The organism is Prevotella sp. khp1 (assembly GCF_900102205.1).
Classification (GTDB): domain Bacteria; phylum Bacteroidota; class Bacteroidia; order Bacteroidales; family Bacteroidaceae; genus Prevotella; species Prevotella ruminicola.
The window spans coordinates 244538-261844 of the sequence record NZ_FNJZ01000001.1 but is presented as its reverse complement, the minus strand read 5'-3'; the positions used below and the strand labels follow the sequence as shown (position 1 = coordinate 261844).

Genomic DNA, 17307 nt, shown 5'->3' with positions numbered 1-17307 from the left:
TTTATTTGTGCAAAAGTAATGATTTCTCTCGAATTATTTGTATTTTTGCAGAAAAATATAGGATTTTTATGAGAGAACTGGAGCTAAAGTCGGTTATTAAAGTGTACGCCATGGAAGAACTGAGTGCTGAAGAACGCCACTTGGTAGAGCTTGCTATCGAGGCTACAAGCCGCAGCTATGCCCCCTACTCTAAGTTTTGTGTAGGTGCAGCAGTACGTTTGGACAATGGTGTTGAAATTATAGGTTGCAATCAGGAGAATGCAGCTTATCCATCAGGCTTATGTGCCGAGCGTACCGCCTTGTTTGCAGCAGGTGCTCAGTATCCCGATCAGCCCGTACGTATGCTGGCCATTGCCGCTCGTGGTACTCATGGCGATCTGGAAGAAGAACCCGTTGGTCCTTGTGGCTCATGCCGTCAGGTCATCATCGAATCTGAGACCCGTGCCAAAGCCCCCATACGCATTCTGCTTTACGGAAAGAAGTATGTGTATGTGATTGATGGCGTAAGAGAGCTGATGCCGCTCACTTTCTCAGAGTTTTAACGATAACATCCCAATCCCGCCGCCGTCGATAAAGTATCGAGGTGGAAATCGTAGTCAAGGTTGTCTTCATCAATCTTGATGAAATGGGCTTTTCCTTGAATCTCATCATTGGGCGATTCCCAGATGATATCGTTGAAATGGGCTGTATCGTCAATCTTTGGTGTTCGTAGCAAACTGTGGGCAAACGTATAGTTAAACGCTGCACTATCTTTGGCTTGTTCGCCTATCAGCACATCATCGTCGTAACCTGTGATGATGGTTCCCTCGCACATCATATGATATAAAGGTGATGTTTGGTTGGTAAAACGCAAGGCAGCCCCGCGCCCACCTGTAAAGGGATAGAATTGCGCCAAGGTGCAATACACTATTTCTACCATTCCACCGTTAATATTCAGGCAGTCGCCCATCGCATTCGTCAGTTGACAGTTCTCCAAGCGCACGTGCGCATTGGTTAACTTTACGCCGTCGCCCTGACAATTATGTACCACACATTGCTGCATTTTAAGGCGATAACTTACGCTATCGATAGCCGATGAGTCGCAAATCAAACCTTGATTTGGATTGCGTATCTGTGTGGTGTTCAATACGTTATTGTTTGATGTGTTATAGAATCTGATACCCTTCCACTGACCAGGTACGCGATCGTAAGGCAGATACGAGAACATACGATCCAGACGGTCGCCACGCATGGTGCAGTTATCGGAATGCAGCGTTCCATATACTTCCATCCCAGCGTCGGCATGGAAGTAAAGTGTGGTGTTACGGATGGTGAGGTGTGCTCCTTCCTTTACGATGAAATCGCCGTAAATCACCAAGGGCTTATCTGATTCTATCACCGAGTCGCGCTCAATCACAGGCTGCTCGCACTTGATGGCATCCCAAGCCCATGCCTTCAAACAAACGCTCTGTTCGGTACCGCTCTCCATTAAAAACACCAATTCATCGGTAATCTCTTTGGGTGCAGTCTGATAGGTTTCATACGGCGTTATCTCTACAACCACCAGAACGCTGTCGTTTTTACGAATCTCTACATCGTTGGTTTGCGAACCATTGTTGTTGTCCAGATACATGCCATCCACATTTACGCGAAAGCCGGTCTGGTTGCCGCGTTTCAAGCGTACGCTTTGCAGTTTTACGCCATTGTCATTGCGGTTGTTTACCCAGAAGGTATAGGTAGAAGATGCCGTACGACTGAATACGGTATCGAGTTTGATAGTGTCCGAAGGAAAATCGAGGCGCAAGCCTGTACTGGTCGAGAACGAGTCGTCATCGGCGCAGGCTACCAGGCCTAATATCAGTGATATAAAAAAGAAAATCCGTTTCATCTTAATGATAAAACGGATTATTCTTTAATTTATTGTGTAGATTACTTGCCAAAATAGCGTTTCAGCAGTCCTGCAAAGCCTGCACCATGACGGGCCTCGTCCTTAGCCATTTCGTGAACGGTGTCGTGGATAGCATCGAATCCGGCAGCCTTAGCGTTCTTGGCAATACGGAACTTATCCTCGCAAGCACCAGCCTCGGCAGCAGCGCGCTTCTCCAGATTGGTCTTGGTGTCCCATACGCACTCGCCCAGCAGCTCAGCAAAACGTGAAGCGTGATCAGCCTCCTCGAAAGCATAACGCTTAAATGCCTCTGCAATCTCAGGATAACCCTCGCGGTCGGCCTGACGAGCCATAGCCAGATACATACCTACTTCGCCGCACTCCCCGTTAAAGTGTGCACGCAGATCGTTAATCATCTCTTCTGATACCCCCTCGGGCTTACCATCGCCAATACGATGAACGGTAGCATAAGTTACGTCGCCATCGTCCTTCAGCTCAGAGAACTTAGAGGCAGGAGCCTTACAGATTGGACACTTCTCGGGAGGATTCTCGCCTTCGTAGATGTAACCACAAACAGCACAGATAAATTTCTTTGTCATAATTGTAATTTGTTTAGTTATTAATACATGATATTTTGTTAGTACAATATTCTTCTGCTGCAAATATAAGCATAAAAAATAAATCCCGCAAGTATTTTGCTGGATTTATTTTAAAATGTTGCGCAATTATGTTATTTCTTACGATATTTACTTAGTATGGGAACCTCTTGGCAGAGTGCATCGGCCAGCAGATTGGCTACCACTCTGGCGCCATATATATTATAATGTGTATTGTCCTGCTTGCCTTTTGGCTCCGATGGCTCTTCGCCGGGTCGATACCACATGTGCAGCTTCTTCGACGCCTCGGTTCCCAAACCCTGCTCCAGGTTGTGGGTAATGGTGTTGGCATCTACAAAATGGCAGTTCATGCGGGTGGCCACATCCTTTGGTGCCACACGATACAGGCCGTGGGTATCGTAAAGCGTGTCGCCCTCAATCATTTTTACGCCATCCTTAAAGGTAGATGTGCGCAGCTTCTCGTCGTCGTCGTTCTGAGGTGCTACCACAAAAAAGTTACGGCGCACCACCGGGTTCATCAATACGGGAATGCCGCCACGCTCGCGGGTTTCGCGCACGTATTTGGCCAGATTGTAGTCGAATGTAGAACCTGGGTCGGTATGGCGGTCGGCTTTGGGCTTCTCGTCGTTATGTCCGAACTGGATAATCACATAGTCGCCTGGTTTGATACGCTCCAGCACCTTGTCCCAGCGGCCTTCGTCGATGAAGCTCTTCGAGCTGCGACCGTTCACAGCGTGGTTGTCTACCACAATGTAATCGTCATCAAAGCACTCCTGCAGCATCATGGCCCACCCGCGCTCCTGCTTACCACCAGTTGTATCCTTGTTGGCAGCTGTCGAGTCGCCAATCACAAAAATGGTGGTATGCTTGTCGGGAGTCATCGCTGTAAAGAGCAACAATCCGCCCAAAAAGAATAAAAAGGTAAGTTTCTTCATTGTTTTAATTGTTTTAGTAGAAATCCCCCTCCAACGTGCGGAGGGGGATTGGATAGTTATATAAACGATTAAGCAAGAATCGTTTTGATAATCTCGTCGATAGTGATCAGGCTCTGCTCACCAGTCTCCATGTTCTTCAGTGTCAACTTGCCAGCAGCCATCTCGTTCTCACCAGCTAGTGCTACGAATGGAATCTGCTTAGCGTTAGCATACGACATCTGCTTCTTCATCTTGGTCGAATCAGGGAATATCTCTGTGCGGATGCCAGCCTCGCGGGCCTTAGCAACCGATGGCAGACAGTAAGCTGTCTCCTTTTCGCCAAAGTTGATAAACAGCAGCTGGGTGCCGTTGGTAGCATCCTTTGGATAGCAGTCGAGTGCGTTCAACACGTCGAAGATACGATCTACACCAAAGCTGATACCTACGCCCGAGATACCTGGCATACCGAAGATACCAGTCAGGTTGTCGTAACGACCACCACCTGTGATCGAACCAATCTGTACGTCGAGTGCCTTCACCTCGAAGATGGCACCTGTGTAGTAGTTCAAACCACGAGCCAGTGTCAGGTCGAGCTGAATCTCGTTCTTCAGTCCGAGTGTCTTCAGTGTGTCGAGGATAAAGCGTGTTTCCTCAACGCCCTTCAGTCCAGTCTCGCTGGTAGCCAGCACCTCGGCGATGGTGTTCAGCTTCTCGTCGTTGGTGCCCTCGAGCGAGATGATAGGCTGCAGCTTCTCAATCTGCTCGTCACTCAGGCCGTCCTCGCGCAGCTCCTGGTTCACGTTGTCGAGTCCGATCTTATCCAGTTTGTCGATAGCAACGGTGATATCTACAATCTTCTCGGCAGCACCGATTACCTCGGCGATACCAGTCAGAATCTTGCGGTTGTTGATCTTGATCTGAACACGTACGCCGAAACGGCTGAATACGGTATCTACAATCTGCATCAGCTCCACCTCGTTCAGCAATGAGTCGGAACCTACGATGTCGCCATCAAACTGCCAGAACTCACGGTAGCGACCCTTCTGTGGGCGGTCGGCGCGCCAAACGGGCTGCATCTGGTAGCGCTTAAAAGGCAACTGCAGTTCTTCGCGATGCATCACCACGTAGCGGGCAAAAGGTACGGTAAGGTCGTAACGCAAACCCTTTTCGCAGAGTTTGGCTGCCAGTCGCAGCGAGTTACGCTCAGCCAGTTCCTCGGGTGTAACCTTCGAGAGGTAGTCGCCCGAGTTCAGCACCTTAAACAGCAGTTTGTCGCCCTCTTCGCCGTATTTACCCATCAGTGTGCCGAGGGTTTCCATAGCGGGGGTCTCTATCTGCTGAAAGCCGTAGAGCTGATACACCTGTTTGATGGTATCAAAAATATAATTGCGCTTCGCCATCTCCATTGGCGAGAAATCGCGCGTGCCTTTTGGAATAGAAGGTTTCTGTGCCATTTATTACTTTCTTACAATTGTTTGATCGCGGTCGGGGCCGATAGAGATAATCTTGATAGGAGTCTCTAACTGGGCCTCGAGGAATTTGATGTAATCGTTGAACTCTTTGGGGAACTGATCCTCGCTGGTAAACTTGGTCATGTCGGTCTTCCAGCCTGGCAGCTCCTGATATACGGGCTCGATACCATCCTCGATGTTGTATGGGAAGTAATCGATCTCCTGTCCGTTCTGCTTGTAAGCCACGCAAGCCTTGATGGTGTCGAAACCATCCAGCACGTCGCTCTTCATCATAATCAGCTGGGTAACACCGTTCACCATGATAGAGTACTTCAGGGCTACCAGGTCGATCCAACCGCAACGACGCTCACGACCGGTAACAGCACCGTACTCGTGACCCAGGTCGCGAATCTTCTTACCTGTCTCGTCGAACAGCTCTGTGGGGAATGGACCAGCACCTACACGTGTGCAGTAAGCCTTCATGATACCGTAAACGTCGCCAATCTTGTTGGGACCGATACCCAGACCAGTGCAAGCACCAGCGCAGATGGTGTTAGATGATGTAACGAAAGGATACGAACCAAAGTCGATGTCGAGCATAGTACCCTGAGCACCCTCACACAGCACGCTCTTACCGCTCTTCAGCAGGTTGTTCAGCTCGTGCTCTGAATCTACGATGGGGAACTGGCGCAGGTACTCGATACCCTCCAGCCACTTCTTCTCAACCTCGGTGATGTCGTACTCAAAGTTGAGCGACTTCAGGATAGCCTCGTGGCGAGCCTTTGCCTTAGCGTACTTCTCCTCGAAGTTCTCAAGGATATCACCAACGCGCAAACCTGTGCGGCTTACCTTGTCGGTATAAGTAGGACCGATACCCTTACCGGTAGTACCTACCTTATCCTTACCCTTCTGAGCCTCGTATGCAGCATCCAGCACACGGTGGGTAGGCATGATAAGATGGGCTTTCTTTGAGATGTGCAGACGGCTACGCAGCTCGTGTCCGCTTGCCTCGAGTGCCTTGGCCTCTTCCATAAACAAGTCTGGAGCCAGCACTACACCATTACCGATAATGTTTACCTTGTCGCCCTGGAAAATACCTGAAGGGATTGAGCGAAGCACATACTTCTGACCCTCAAACTCCAGTGTATGACCAGCGTTAGGACCACCCTGAAAACGGGCAACCACATCGTACTTAGGGGTCAGCACGTCGACCACCTTACCTTTTCCTTCGTCGCCCCACTGCAAGCCCAGCAGGACATCAACTTTACCTTTGTTCATTTTTCAGTTTTATTCTTGTTGTTACTCTTTTTTGTCGTGGTTGTTGTCTTCTTGCGCTTTGTCATCTTAGTCTGACAGGTACTGCACACGCCGTAAACATACAGCGTAAAGCCGTCTTTTCTGAATCGTTTCAGATGCATATTCTCCACAGCAGCTTTGATCTCAGGCGATTTAACCTCAGTAACCTTACCGCACATGGTGCAAATCTGATGACAATGACTTTGGTTATCGTAGCAGGCCTCGTATTTGGTCGTACCTTGAAAACGGTGCCTAACTACCAGTCGGAGCGACATAAACAGATTCAGCGTATTATATAAGGTTGCCCTGCTAACGGGGAAATCCATCTCCTGTGCCAGTCGGGCTTTTAGGTCGTCAAGTGTAAAGTGCCCGTTGATGCTGTAGATGGCTCTGAGGATGGTGTATCGCTCAGGTGTCTTGCGATGATTGTTCATCTCAAGATAGTTGTCCAAAAGCCTTTCTACGGCCACAATTACACTTTCTTTCATCTGAATCTATCAAGAAAACCGCACAAAGGTACGCATTTTCGGGCAGATAAAAGAAACTTTATTTAAAAAAATTCTAAATTAGCCCTTTTTAATGCACTTTTTGCAAGACGTTCGTATACTAATCCAAGTTCTGCAAATCTAATCATGGCATTCATGGCTGCTTTCTTCACCATCAAGCTGTCGCCTTCGAGGGCGGCCAATGCCTGATCGATAAACTCGTTGATGCCACGCTCGTTGGGCTCCTGTTTATTCATAAACAGACGCGACAGAATATGGAATCCGCACAGCTGATACAGCTCCTTATCCGATGCCATCCAGGTGTAAGCCTTGTCGGCAGCATAAGGCAGATACTGATATAAATTAAATGAAGCTTGCTCTGCAATCTCCTGACTATCAGTTTGTTCCATCCAAATGTCTACTACTTCAGGCAGCATCTGGTCGGCTGGCATCAGCATGGTGGCCAATATCTTGCATTCGCGCACGTTCTCCTTCCAAAGTGCGATAGCCAAGTCGTAGTTCTGTCCGATTTCATCGGCCTTAGCCTTCAGTCGTGGCAAGGTGGCACCCCAGTTCAGTTTGTAGTTGGCGCCTTTATTGCGCATAGAAGCAGCAACCATTCCGTCCATCATCAGGCGGAATGATTGCTTAATCTCTTTTATCTGTTGGTTTAAATCCATTAATCTTAAAGTATAATGTTTAATCTTTAATGTTTAATGTTTCATCAAATCAGCGTTCCATACTCCGCGCTGTAGCGCAGCATCTGGTGGGCATAACTTTCGCTGTAGCTTACCGTAATGTCGCTTATTTCGCCGTTTTCATCGTAAACGGGCATCAGCTGCGGATTGATAAAACCCTTGTAAGGTGCCAGGTTCAGCTTCTTGTATCTGTCTAATACTTCAGCGTGCAGCTCGGCATCTACCTTTACGGCATAACGCTCCACCAGATCGCGGGCAGCCTCGTAGTCACCCTCGCTCTTAATACGCTGAATCTCAGCCAGCAAGCGGGCAATCAGCGAGCGCAGTTCGGCATAATCGCTGATTTCAACGTAGGTTTTACCCTCGCGCTTCACCAGCTTGATTACGTCGCCGTTCTCGTAGCACCAGTGGGCTATCAGCGCGCGGTTACGCATGTGCGCCTCCTCCAGCTGGTTGCCTGGGGTAATACGTATCAGCTGTGTCATCAAGCCATTCATCATATACGTATAATACTGCGATTTGTACGCCTCTTCATCGGGTACCAAGCCTAACTCTACCAGCTTCTTGTCGGCTATATAGTACAGTCCGAATAGGTCGGCTCTCGCCTCCTCTATCGTGCTGCTGTAAGCCTTCAGCGCATCGGGATCAACGCCAGGCAACAACTGTCCGCTACCATGACCCAGGCACTCGTGCAGGTCGGTATGCAGGTCGTCGCACACGTCGCCGTATTTCTCAATCAGGCGCAGCGTCTCTTCGTCGCTTACAAACTCCTCCTTGAAACCGCTGCCCTTCGACGCCTTGTTATACGCATCGGTAATATTGCTGATGGTAATGCTCTTACTGCCGTAAGTAGCACGAATCCAGTCGGCGTTTGGCAGGTTAATGCCGATGGCCGTAGCAGGATATTCGTCGCCACCCAGCATAGCAGCACAAATCACGTTGGCCGACACACCTTTTACTACAGGCTTGCGGAAACGCGCATCTACTGGCGAGTGATCCTCGAACCACTGGGCGTTCTGGCTGATGGTCTGTGTACGATGAGTGGCCTCTTCGTCGATATACTCCACCAAGCCTTCCCACGAACCTTTCAGTCCTAATGGGTCGCCATACACCTCGATAAATCCGTTGATAAAGTCGATTTCCGATTCCTTATCCTGCAGCCATTCTATACAATAGTGATTAAAGAACTGCAAGTCGCCTGTCAGATAATACATAATCAATAAAGTAATGCTTGATTTCTGCTTATCATTCTCGGCCACATCGTAGGCTTTTCTTAACCAATATATAATATGGCGGATAGTGTTGCCGTACTTGCCGTCGGCTTTCCACACCTGCTCCTTCACTTCGCCGTTCTCCTTTACCAAGGTAGAGTTCAAACCGTACGAAGGTGGTGTGTCGTGCATTTTGTTCTGCTGCTTCTGCTGCTCGTAAAAAGCTTCGGCTTCGGCCTGTGTCACACCATCGTAGAAGTTCATGGCCGATGTCAGCAGCAAATCCTCGCCGTCGGCCTGATTCACGCGTTTGGGCATCACCTCTTCGTCGAAGATTACAGGGAAGAGTTCGTCGCACATCTCGTCGATGGTTTCGCCCGATTTCAGTGGCAGCTTGCATGCTTCAACCTGATGCAGTGCCTCGCGCAGATACTCGGCCGAGAATCCTGGCTTGAACTTTTCGCAACCATAGTGATGGTGAATACCACTTGAGAACCACACACGCTTCAGATACACCTCAAGCGCCTTGAAGTCGTCGTTATCGTGCGGCATATTCATATCAACATATACAACCTCCAACATCTTGCGGATGCGGAGGTTGTATTTACCAAACTGATCAAATGTAATGTCTCGTCCGAACAGTGTCGCTTTCGACAGGTAGTAAACTAACTTTTTCTGCTGTAACGATAGCTTTTCAAACCCGTTCAAACGATAACGGAGCATTTGCAGATCTGCAAAACGCTCGTCTTGATAGTTAAATTCCACGCTTATTTTGCATTTTTGGGTTTGCGACCACGTTTTACGTTTGTTGCCTTCATGGTTGGGTGCTGCTCCAGGTGCTGCAGACGGTAGTCGCGTGGAGTCATACCCATCACGCGATAGAACGAAGCGTAGAACGACTGGCGGTTAGCAAAACCTACCATATCACTCACCTCCTCCATGCGCAAATCCTGATAGCGCTTGTCAACCAGAATACTCATAGCCTCGTCGATTCTATACTTATTTACAAACGAAGTATAGTTCATGTGGAAACGAACGTTTACCACAGCCGAGATGTAACGTGTGTTTGTGCCTAAATCCTCGGCAAGCTTCTTTGCCGAATAATCCTTGTCGCGATACTTCTTCTGCATGACGATGATGTTCATGATTTTTTCCTGCATCTCGTCCATCATTTTGGGGCTTACCAAACTTCTGTAAGCCGCTGCCTTCTCTTTCTTTTCAATAATGTTGTACTTTGCCATTTGCTTTTTTGACCTTTATTTTTAACGATGTGCAAAGATAAAAACTTTTTTTCATTTAACAAAGACAAATACCGAAAATTTGCAAAAAAAGTATTACCTTTGCCGAAAAATTGAAAAAATATGGATATTTTTGGCATTTTACGACAATATTTCGGCTATTCTTCTTTCCGTCAGAACCAAGAAGAAATCGTCCGCCACGTGATTGCGGGCAATGATGCGTTGGTGCTCATGCCTACGGGTGGAGGTAAAAGTATTTGCTATCAGATTCCCGCTTTGGCGCTGCCTGGCATCACCATCGTTATCTCGCCGCTCATCAGCTTGATGAAGGATCAGGTCGAGACGCTGCGTTCGAATGGTATCGAGGCCGAAGCCCTGAACAGTGGAAACGACCCCACGCTGGATACCGTGATTCGTCGCAAATGCTTAGCCGGACAGATAAAACTGCTGTATATATCACCCGAGAAACTGCTGGCCGAGATGGATTATTTTATGCAGCATCTGCAGATATCGCTCTTTGCCATCGACGAGGCCCACTGCATCAGTCAGTGGGGTCATGATTTCCGTCCCGAATATACCCAGTTGGGTGTGCTACGCGAAAAATTTCCCAATGTGCCCATGATGGCATTAACGGCCACCGCCGATAAGATTACCCGCCAAGATATTCTTACGCAACTTAAACTAAGGAACGCGCGCGAGTTTGTGTCAAGCTTCGATCGCCCCAACCTTAGTTTGTCGGTAAAAAGAGGCTACAAATCGGCCGAGAAAATGCACTTTATTCTCAACTTCATCAAGGCGCGCCCCAACGATGCAGGCATCATCTACTGTCTCAGTCGTAAAACCACCGAGAAGGTAGCTGCCGACCTGCGTAAAAAAGGTATCAACGCCGCTGCCTATCATGCCGGTTTGTCGTCGTTAGAGCGCAGTCAGACGCAAGAGCAGTTCAAGAACGATCAGCTGCTGGTGGTATGCGCCACCATCGCCTTTGGTATGGGTATCGATAAGAGCAACGTGCGCTGGGTAATCCATTACAACATGCCCAAAAGCATCGAGAGTTTTTATCAGGAGATTGGTCGTGCCGGTCGCGATGGTGCCCCCGCCGATACCGTGCTGTTCTACTCGCTGGCCGATATCATCCAGCTTACTGAGTTTGCCCGTCAGAGTGGTCAGCAGGATATGAATATGGACAAGCTGAAACGCATGCAGGAGTATGCCGAATCCAACGTGTGCCGCCGCCGCATACTGTTGAACTATTTTAGTGAGCAGACCGACCACGACTGCGGCAACTGCGACGTGTGCGACAACCCACCCCAGCGCTTTGACGGCACCCGCTACGTGCAGATGGCCCTGAGCGCCGCCAAACGTGCCAACGAGGATATCCGCATTTCAACCATCATCGAGATTCTGAAAGGTATGCGCTCGCCTGCTGTGATGCGCCAGGGGTTCGACCGCCTGAAAACCTTTGGTGTGGGACATGACCTGAGCCTGACCGACTGGCAGGACTATCTGTTGCAGATGCTGCAGATGGGCTTTATCGAGATAGCCTATAACGATGGCAACAAGGTAAAGGTAACCGCCATTGGCGACGATGTGCTTTACGGTCGAAAAACCGCCCAGCTGTGTGTGGTAGATCATAGCGCCAAGGAGGCACCTAAGAAGAAACCCAAGTTGCGTTTGGAGATACCCACCATCACCATCCCCGGATTGCCCCCAACCACCGGTATCGAGGATCCCAAACTGTTCGAAGCCCTCCGTCAGCTGCGCAAGCAGTGTGCCGAAGAAGAAGGCTTCCCTCCATACATCGTTTTCAGCGATAAGGTGCTCCATTCATTGGCCACCATCAAGCCCACCTCGCTGGCTCAGTTTGGCAACATCCAGGGCATCGGCGAGCACAAAAAAGGCAAGTATGGCGAACGTTTTGTATCACTCATTCAAAAGTACGTTTAAGGGCGTTTTTTACACCTTATTTATAATAAAAGCAACAAAGAAACTAAAAAAAGGGGCATAAAGTGCCTAATTTTTGCTAAAAACGAGCACAAATTCGCATTTTTGTGCAAAAATATTAGTACCTTTGCATGGTAAAATCATCCAAAGATGGCTAAAAAGAAGATACTATTTATCAATCAGGAGATCACTCCTTACGTCCCCGACAATGCATTGTCACTCATGGGAAAGAACCTTCCAAAGGTTATGCAGGAACGCAGTCACGAGATTCGTACCTTCATGCCAAAGTGGGGTAATATTAATGAGCGTCGTGGTCAGTTACACGAAGTCATCCGACTTTCGGGTATGAACCTTATCATTAACGACACCGATCACCCTCTTATCATCAAGGTTGCCTCAATCCAGTCTGCTCGTGTGCAGGTGTATTTCATCGATAACGACGATTACTTTGGTAAGCGTCTGATAGAGCGCGACGAGCAAGGTGTAGAGTACGACGATAATGGCGAGCGTGCTATTTTCTTCGCACGTGGTGTACTCGAAACCGTTAAGAAGCTGCGCTGGGTGCCCGATATCATTCACTGTCAGGGTTGGATGGCTGGCGTAGTGCCTTTCTATGTAAAGACCGCCTATCGCGACGAGCCTTCGTTTGCCGAGACCAAGGTTGTAACCTCGCTTTACAATAAGAGCATCGAGAAGGATTTCGGTTCTGATTTCAAGCAGTTCATGGAGTTCCGCGATGCCAAGCCCGAGTTGCTTACCGATTATAAGGATACATTCGACTTCGACGAGTTAGGTAAGTTGGCAATCGACTATAGCGATGGTGTTATCCAGGCTGTGCCCGATGCAAGCAAGGTGCTTAGCGATTATGCAGCAGCCAAGAACAAGCCACTGCTCGGTTATCAGGAGGACTTTGGCGATGCCTACGAGGCATTCTATGAGTCGCTGTATGCCGACGAGGCCAAGTAAGAGAAATAAAGTCCAAAACAACGATACATGAAACTTAGATTGTTTACAGCGATTGCAATCACCGCAATGGCGATGGCATCTTGTAGCGAGGATACCGAAACTATCGGCTCGTCGATTACCAACGAGAGCGATAAGATGGTGTTCTCTACTGGTGTGTACCAGGCTACATCACGTTCCATCATGGCCGATTCGGTTTACTCAAAAACCTTTGATTGCTATTTCGGAAAGGTAAAGGATCCTGAGACTAACTCGTACGTAAAGAACGAGTTTATGGCTCAGTTTAATATGCTCGAAGGCTTTTCACTGCCCGATAAGAGCACCATTCTTGGCGAGAGCGATGGTGATATCGCTGCCGACTCGTGCGAAATCTGGCTCATCTTCGACCGTAGCAAGTGCTATGGCGACTCGCTCACACCACTCAAGGTAAAGGTTAAGGAGCTGGCTGTGCCCGTCGAGGATGGTTCGTACTACAGCAATTTCGACCCCGTTGTCGAGGGCTATGTACGTAAGGATGGCATCAACAAGAGTTCGTCGTTCGCACTCTCAAACCTGCACTTCTCCGATAGTCTTCGCAGCACATCAGGTTACGCCGAGTTTGCAAGCATTTCGCTCAACGATCCTTATACCGATAAGGACGGCAATACCTATAATAACTTTGGCACCTATCTCATGCGCCAGTATTATTCTAATCCTGAGAAGTTCAAGAATGCCTACACCTTTATCCACACATTGGTTCCTGGCTTCAACTTCGAGGTGTCGGATGGTCTGGGCGTGATGGCTAATATCAGTCAGATCGACCTGGTTTCGCAGTTCCGCTATAAGGAGGAAGATTCTACTTACACAGCCTCTATCTATCTGTCGTCGACTCCCGAGGTATTGCAGACTTCACATATCGAGAATGATAAGGCTGCGCTTAACCGCCTGGTAGCCGACAACAGCTGCACTTACCTCAAGTCGCCTGCTGGCATCTTTACCGAGGTAACACTGCCTGTTGACGATATCTCGCTGGCTCATGCTAACGACTCACTGCTGTCGGTAAGCGTTACTTTCGAACGTGAGAACAGCGGCGTACAGAACACCAAGTACCCCATCGGCACCCCACAGAATATTCTGATGGTGCAGAAGGATAGCCTGTACTCGTTCTTCGAGAATAAGACCATGTACGATTACACCACATCATTTATGGCCACACTCAGCTCCAATGCTTACACCTTTAGTAATATTGGTAACCTGATTACACAGATGGCACGCCAGAAGGCCGAGGGCCTGAAGAGCGATGCTGCCTGGGAGGCCAAGCACCCCGATTGGAACAAGGTGGTACTGGTACCAGTTGCTACCACCAGCAAGACATCTTACGATAGCTACGGTTATAGCACCACAGTTATCTCGGATGTTCACAACCAGCTCGGACTCTCAAGTACCAAGCTTGTAGGTGGCGCTAACTCGCCTATCGAGGTAAAGGTAATCTATGCCAAATTTAAGCAGTAAACAGATATGGCCGACGGATTTTTAGAGAAGCATCACGAGGATTACGAAGCCCGCAAGGCGGCTTGGATCCGTAAGAAGAAGCATCTGCCGAAAGCCGGTAAAAGACAAATAGAGCGACCCGATGACGAGTCGCTCTAATTTTTTTATGCCTGGCGTAGGCCTTAACCTATCACCTTGAACTTAGCAAATTTCAGCAGCAGCTGCTTGGTACCCGCATTGGTAAATTCTACCGTTGCCTTGGTGTTCTCACCCGTACCCTCTATACGTACCACCGTACCCACACCAAAGCGCATGTGCTCTATACGTGCCCCCTCGCGCAGGTCGCTCGTACTCGGGTCGCTCGCCATGGGTCGTGGTGCCACTGCGTTATACACACGCTTAAAGTTGGCACCAAACGGGTTCACGGGCTTTTCTGGCTGTCGTGGAGCCACCGCTCTCGGCTTCGGGTCGGCCTTAAACTGCGTGGCCACCGGGCGTGGGTTCTGCATCCACTCCGGGCCCTCGCTCTCATATCTGCTGCTACGGCTGTAACCACCTGTGGTTCCAGTGCCGTAAGCCCCGCCATCGTAGCGGTTGTAAGCCTTACGCTGGGGCGCACCAAAGCTGCCTGCCCCACCCGCTTCGCTGTGTACCTGCAGCAGTTCTGGGTCGATATCACGTATAAAGCGCGATGGTGTGTCGTACTCCATACGTCCGTAGCGGAATCGGTTCTGTGCACAGGTCAATATACAGTGCTTCTCGGCTCGTGTAATCGCCACGTACAGCAGGCGTCGCTCCTCCTCCAGTTCGCGCATCGAATTGGTACACATCGGACTTGGGAAGATGTTTTCCTCCAGTCCCACCACAAACACCGTTGGGAACTCCAGTCCCTTGGCAGCGTGTACCGTCATCAGCACCACCTTATCGTTGCTGTCGCCATCGTCGCTGTCCAGATCCGTCAGCAGTGCCACCTCCTGCAGGAAATCAGGCAGATACACCTCGTCGCCCATATCCTCCTCGCGTCGACTCTCCACAAAGTCCTGCATACCACCTAAGAACTCCTCCAGGTTCTCCTGTCGCGATATGTCCTCAGGGTTGCGTCCGCTGTAGATGTCCTTGCTGATGCCCGAGTTCATAATGATATCGTGGCCCAGCGTGTAGGCATCCTCCGTTTGCAGGCGCTCTATCCAGCCCTCTATCAGCTGGCGGAAGTTCTGTATCTTCGTCATCGTGCCCTTGCTCACGTCCATCGGGAACAGCACTGGGTCCTTTATTACCCGCCACAAACTTACCCCGTAAGCCTGCGCCGTTTGTATGATTTTGCCCACCGTGGTGTCGCCAATGCCGCGCGCCGGGTAGTTGATAATGCGCTTAAAGGCCTCCTCATCATCCGGGTTCGCTATCAGGCGGAAGTAGGCTATCACATCCTTTATTTCCTTACGCTGGTAAAAGCTCAGTCCGCCGTAAATGCGGTATGGTATGCCGTCCTTGCGCATCTGCTCCTCAAAGCTTCGGCTTTGCGAGTTAGTGCGGTACAGTATCGCAAAGTCGCTCCAGTTGCAGTTGTCCTGTCGTTTCAGCTTCTTAATGTCCTGTGTCACTATCAGTGCCTCCTCACGGTCGCTGTAGGCAGGCTTCAGCTGCAGTTTTTCTCCATGCTCGTTTTTCGAGAACACGTTCTTCGGTATCTGTCGCTCGTTGCGTCGTATCAGCGAGTTCGCCGCCTGTACTATCAGCTGTGTCGATCGGTAGTTCTGCTCCAGCTTAAACAGCTTGGCATTGTTATACTGGCTTTGGAAATTCAGGATGTTATCAATGTTGGCACCACGAAAGCTGTAGATACTCTGCGCATCATCGCCCACCACGCACACCTTCTGTCGCTCCTTGGTAAGCTGATACACAATCGATTGCTGCGCGTAGTTCGTGTCCTGATACTCATCCACCAGCACAAACCCGAATTTCTCTACGTATTTCTGTCTTACCTCCTCGTTCTTCTCAAACAGCACCCATGTCTGCACCAGCAGGTCGTCAAAGTCCATCGCATTCGCCTGTCGGCAACGCTCCGCATACCTTATATATATATTGGCCACCTGCGGGCGCTTCTGTGTGGCATCATCCGCAGCCCAGGCACTCTGTTGGTACGCCTGCGGCAACAGTAAGTGGTTTTTGGCCAGCGATATACGGTCGGCCACCGACGATGGCTTGTACACCTTGTCATCTAGTCCCATCTCTTTAATGATGGTCTTCACCAGCGATCGTGCATCCGTTTGGTCATAAATCGTAAAGTTCGCGTTGTAACCTATCTTATCCGCTTCGGCCCTCAGTATGCGTGCAAACACACTGTGGAAGGTGCCCATCTGCAGGTAGCGAGCCTGCTCCTCGCCTACCAGCCGTCCTATACGGTCCTTCATCTCGCGTGCCGCCTTGTTGGTAAATGTCAGCGCCAGTATCTGCCAGGGCTTCATCCCCTGTTCCAGTAGCCAGGCAATCTTATACGTCAGCACACGTGTTTTACCCGATCCTGCACCAGCAATCACCAGACTTGCGCCGTCGCAGTACTCCACTGCAACGCGCTGACTGTCATTTAGTTCGCGTAGTATATCGATGTTCATTCTGAATTTTTCCTGCAAAGATACGAAAAAGTCGAGAGCAGAACAAAAGATTTTCAATCTTTTTTATGCTCCCGGCTCGATTTTACGCATTTATAAAACTTACCTTATGTCGGTTATCTTTCGGCCTCACCGCAAAGTGTACCCAAACGGCACCATAGCGATTCTTCTCTATCAGCAGTTCATCAAACTCCTGATCACTTTCTGTAGCGTAGGCTATTAATATGGCTGTATATTCTATAGCTTGTTCAAATCCCGATGTGCGTATATCTACCGCACAACCCGTTAAGTGATTACTGGTGGGTGCTCCACCAACCTTACGATTTAACTGTGGCGATCGATAACCTGAATTAATCACTATTGGATGCCCAACCTTATCACGCAATACTTCAAGCCAAACACACAATCGCTTCATATTCGCTATCGCCTCATGACTAGGGATATTATACACCTCAGGATACTTGCTCCTTGTGAACTCCCCGAGCACAAAATGCTCGGAGAGGTTTGCTTTACTATTTAATTGTACTATTTCCATTTTTACATT

The 17307-nt window shown here is 49.2% G+C and carries 16 protein-coding genes; 5 read left to right on the top strand and 11 right to left on the bottom strand.

Going from position 1 to position 17307, the window contains the following annotated elements; genetic code table 11:
• The first annotated feature begins 68 nt into the window (after positions 1–68).
• Positions 69–542, top strand: a complete 474-nt coding sequence (locus BLR73_RS01125; protein ID WP_033150890.1) for a cytidine deaminase — start codon at positions 69–71, stop codon at positions 540–542.
• Here the strand turns inward: BLR73_RS01125 and BLR73_RS01120 are convergent.
• The 9 genes from BLR73_RS01120 to BLR73_RS01080 all read right to left on the bottom strand — a co-directional run bounded on the left by BLR73_RS01120 (position 539) and on the right by BLR73_RS01080 (position 9780).
• Positions 539–1867 carry a right-handed parallel beta-helix repeat-containing protein gene (locus BLR73_RS01120; protein ID WP_091858095.1) on the bottom strand — a complete coding sequence of 443 codons (1329 nt, stop codon included), beginning with the start codon at positions 1865–1867 and terminating at the stop codon, positions 539–541. The two genes, BLR73_RS01125 and BLR73_RS01120, sit on opposite strands and share 4 nt — an antisense overlap.
• Before the next feature lie 41 nt (positions 1868–1908).
• Positions 1909–2466, bottom strand: coding sequence for an NADH peroxidase (locus BLR73_RS01115; RefSeq protein WP_013064684.1), 558 nt, complete (start codon positions 2464–2466; stop codon positions 1909–1911).
• A 131-nt stretch (positions 2467–2597) separates the two neighbouring features.
• Positions 2598–3419, bottom strand: a complete 822-nt coding sequence (locus BLR73_RS01110; protein ID WP_233456436.1) for a rhamnogalacturonan acetylesterase — start codon at positions 3417–3419, stop codon at positions 2598–2600.
• Positions 3420–3487: 68 nt separating this feature from the next.
• The gene (hisS, locus tag BLR73_RS01105; protein ID WP_033150892.1) at positions 3488–4852 is read right to left on the bottom strand and encodes a histidine--tRNA ligase; all 1365 of its coding nucleotides are present in this window, start codon (positions 4850–4852) and stop codon (positions 3488–3490) included.
• A gap of 3 nt (positions 4853–4855) precedes the next feature.
• The gene (locus BLR73_RS01100) at positions 4856–6127 is read right to left on the bottom strand and encodes an adenylosuccinate synthase (protein ID WP_091858089.1); all 1272 of its coding nucleotides are present in this window, start codon (positions 6125–6127) and stop codon (positions 4856–4858) included.
• A complete protein-coding gene (locus tag BLR73_RS01095; protein ID WP_013064934.1) occupies positions 6124–6633 on the bottom strand; it encodes a Fur family transcriptional regulator in 510 nt (169 codons plus the stop codon). The genes BLR73_RS01100 and BLR73_RS01095 overlap by 4 nt, the downstream gene beginning before the upstream one ends.
• A gap of 62 nt (positions 6634–6695) precedes the next feature.
• A complete protein-coding gene (locus tag BLR73_RS01090; RefSeq protein WP_073042744.1) occupies positions 6696–7310 on the bottom strand; it encodes a DNA alkylation repair protein in 615 nt (204 codons plus the stop codon).
• 44 nt (positions 7311–7354) lie between these two features.
• Positions 7355–9262: a dipeptidyl peptidase 3 gene (locus BLR73_RS01085; RefSeq protein ID WP_233456481.1), complete on the bottom strand. Its 1908-nt coding sequence runs from the start codon at positions 9260–9262 to the stop codon at positions 7355–7357.
• A gap of 44 nt (positions 9263–9306) precedes the next feature.
• Positions 9307–9780 (bottom strand): helix-turn-helix domain-containing protein, encoded by a 474-nt coding sequence (locus BLR73_RS01080; protein ID WP_013065379.1) that lies wholly within the window; start codon positions 9778–9780, stop codon positions 9307–9309.
• A 120-nt stretch (positions 9781–9900) separates the two neighbouring features.
• On the opposite strand from BLR73_RS01080, the gene recQ reads away from it, so the two are divergent.
• From recQ to BLR73_RS01060, 4 genes are all read left to right on the top strand, one after another.
• The gene (recQ, locus tag BLR73_RS01075; RefSeq protein ID WP_233456437.1) at positions 9901–11724 is read left to right on the top strand and encodes a DNA helicase RecQ; all 1824 of its coding nucleotides are present in this window, start codon (positions 9901–9903) and stop codon (positions 11722–11724) included.
• Between the two features lie 147 nt (positions 11725–11871).
• Positions 11872–12687: a glycogen/starch synthase gene (locus BLR73_RS01070; protein WP_074760793.1), complete on the top strand. Its 816-nt coding sequence runs from the start codon at positions 11872–11874 to the stop codon at positions 12685–12687.
• Positions 12688–12714: 27 nt separating this feature from the next.
• Complete coding sequence (locus BLR73_RS01065) at positions 12715–14175, top strand: DUF4270 domain-containing protein (protein WP_033150897.1); 1461 nt, start codon at positions 12715–12717, stop codon at positions 14173–14175.
• Between the two features lie 6 nt (positions 14176–14181).
• Positions 14182–14313, top strand: a complete 132-nt coding sequence (locus BLR73_RS01060) for a hypothetical protein (RefSeq protein ID WP_013065414.1) — start codon at positions 14182–14184, stop codon at positions 14311–14313.
• Positions 14314–14336: 23 nt separating this feature from the next.
• Here the strand turns inward: BLR73_RS01060 and BLR73_RS01055 are convergent, their stop codons facing one another.
• A complete protein-coding gene (locus tag BLR73_RS01055) occupies positions 14337–16766 on the bottom strand; it encodes an ATP-dependent helicase (protein ID WP_091858083.1) in 2430 nt (809 codons plus the stop codon).
• A gap of 82 nt (positions 16767–16848) precedes the next feature.
• Entirely contained in the window at positions 16849–17298 is a 450-nt protein-coding gene (locus tag BLR73_RS01050; RefSeq protein WP_091858080.1) for a YcbK family protein, read from the bottom strand.
• Between the last annotated feature and the right edge of the window lie 9 nt (positions 17299–17307).

What these genes read in the sequence shown, in the direction of transcription:
- BLR73_RS01125 (WP_033150890.1), top strand. Translation starts at nt 69, where the DNA reads ATGAGAGAACTGGAGCTAAAGTCGGTTATTAAAGTGTACGCCATGGAA.
- BLR73_RS01120 (WP_091858095.1), bottom strand. Translation starts at nt 1,867, where the DNA reads ATGAAACGGATTTTCTTTTTTATATCACTGATATTAGGCCTGGTAGCC.
- BLR73_RS01115 (WP_013064684.1), bottom strand. Translation starts at nt 2,466, where the DNA reads ATGACAAAGAAATTTATCTGTGCTGTTTGTGGTTACATCTACGAAGGC.
- BLR73_RS01110 (WP_233456436.1), bottom strand. Translation starts at nt 3,419, where the DNA reads ATGAAGAAACTTACCTTTTTATTCTTTTTGGGCGGATTGTTGCTCTTT.
- hisS (WP_033150892.1), bottom strand. Translation starts at nt 4,852, where the DNA reads ATGGCACAGAAACCTTCTATTCCAAAAGGCACGCGCGATTTCTCGCCA.
- BLR73_RS01100 (WP_091858089.1), bottom strand. Translation starts at nt 6,127, where the DNA reads ATGAACAAAGGTAAAGTTGATGTCCTGCTGGGCTTGCAGTGGGGCGAC.
- BLR73_RS01095 (WP_013064934.1), bottom strand. Translation starts at nt 6,633, where the DNA reads ATGAAAGAAAGTGTAATTGTGGCCGTAGAAAGGCTTTTGGACAACTAT.
- BLR73_RS01090 (WP_073042744.1), bottom strand. Translation starts at nt 7,310, where the DNA reads ATGGATTTAAACCAACAGATAAAAGAGATTAAGCAATCATTCCGCCTG.
- BLR73_RS01085 (WP_233456481.1), bottom strand. Translation starts at nt 9,262, where the DNA reads ATGCTCCGTTATCGTTTGAACGGGTTTGAAAAGCTATCGTTACAGCAG.
- BLR73_RS01080 (WP_013065379.1), bottom strand. Translation starts at nt 9,780, where the DNA reads ATGGCAAAGTACAACATTATTGAAAAGAAAGAGAAGGCAGCGGCTTAC.
- recQ (WP_233456437.1), top strand. Translation starts at nt 9,901, where the DNA reads ATGGATATTTTTGGCATTTTACGACAATATTTCGGCTATTCTTCTTTC.
- BLR73_RS01070 (WP_074760793.1), top strand. Translation starts at nt 11,872, where the DNA reads ATGGCTAAAAAGAAGATACTATTTATCAATCAGGAGATCACTCCTTAC.
- BLR73_RS01065 (WP_033150897.1), top strand. Translation starts at nt 12,715, where the DNA reads ATGAAACTTAGATTGTTTACAGCGATTGCAATCACCGCAATGGCGATG.
- BLR73_RS01060 (WP_013065414.1), top strand. Translation starts at nt 14,182, where the DNA reads ATGGCCGACGGATTTTTAGAGAAGCATCACGAGGATTACGAAGCCCGC.
- BLR73_RS01055 (WP_091858083.1), bottom strand. Translation starts at nt 16,766, where the DNA reads ATGAACATCGATATACTACGCGAACTAAATGACAGTCAGCGCGTTGCA.
- BLR73_RS01050 (WP_091858080.1), bottom strand. Translation starts at nt 17,298, where the DNA reads ATGGAAATAGTACAATTAAATAGTAAAGCAAACCTCTCCGAGCATTTT.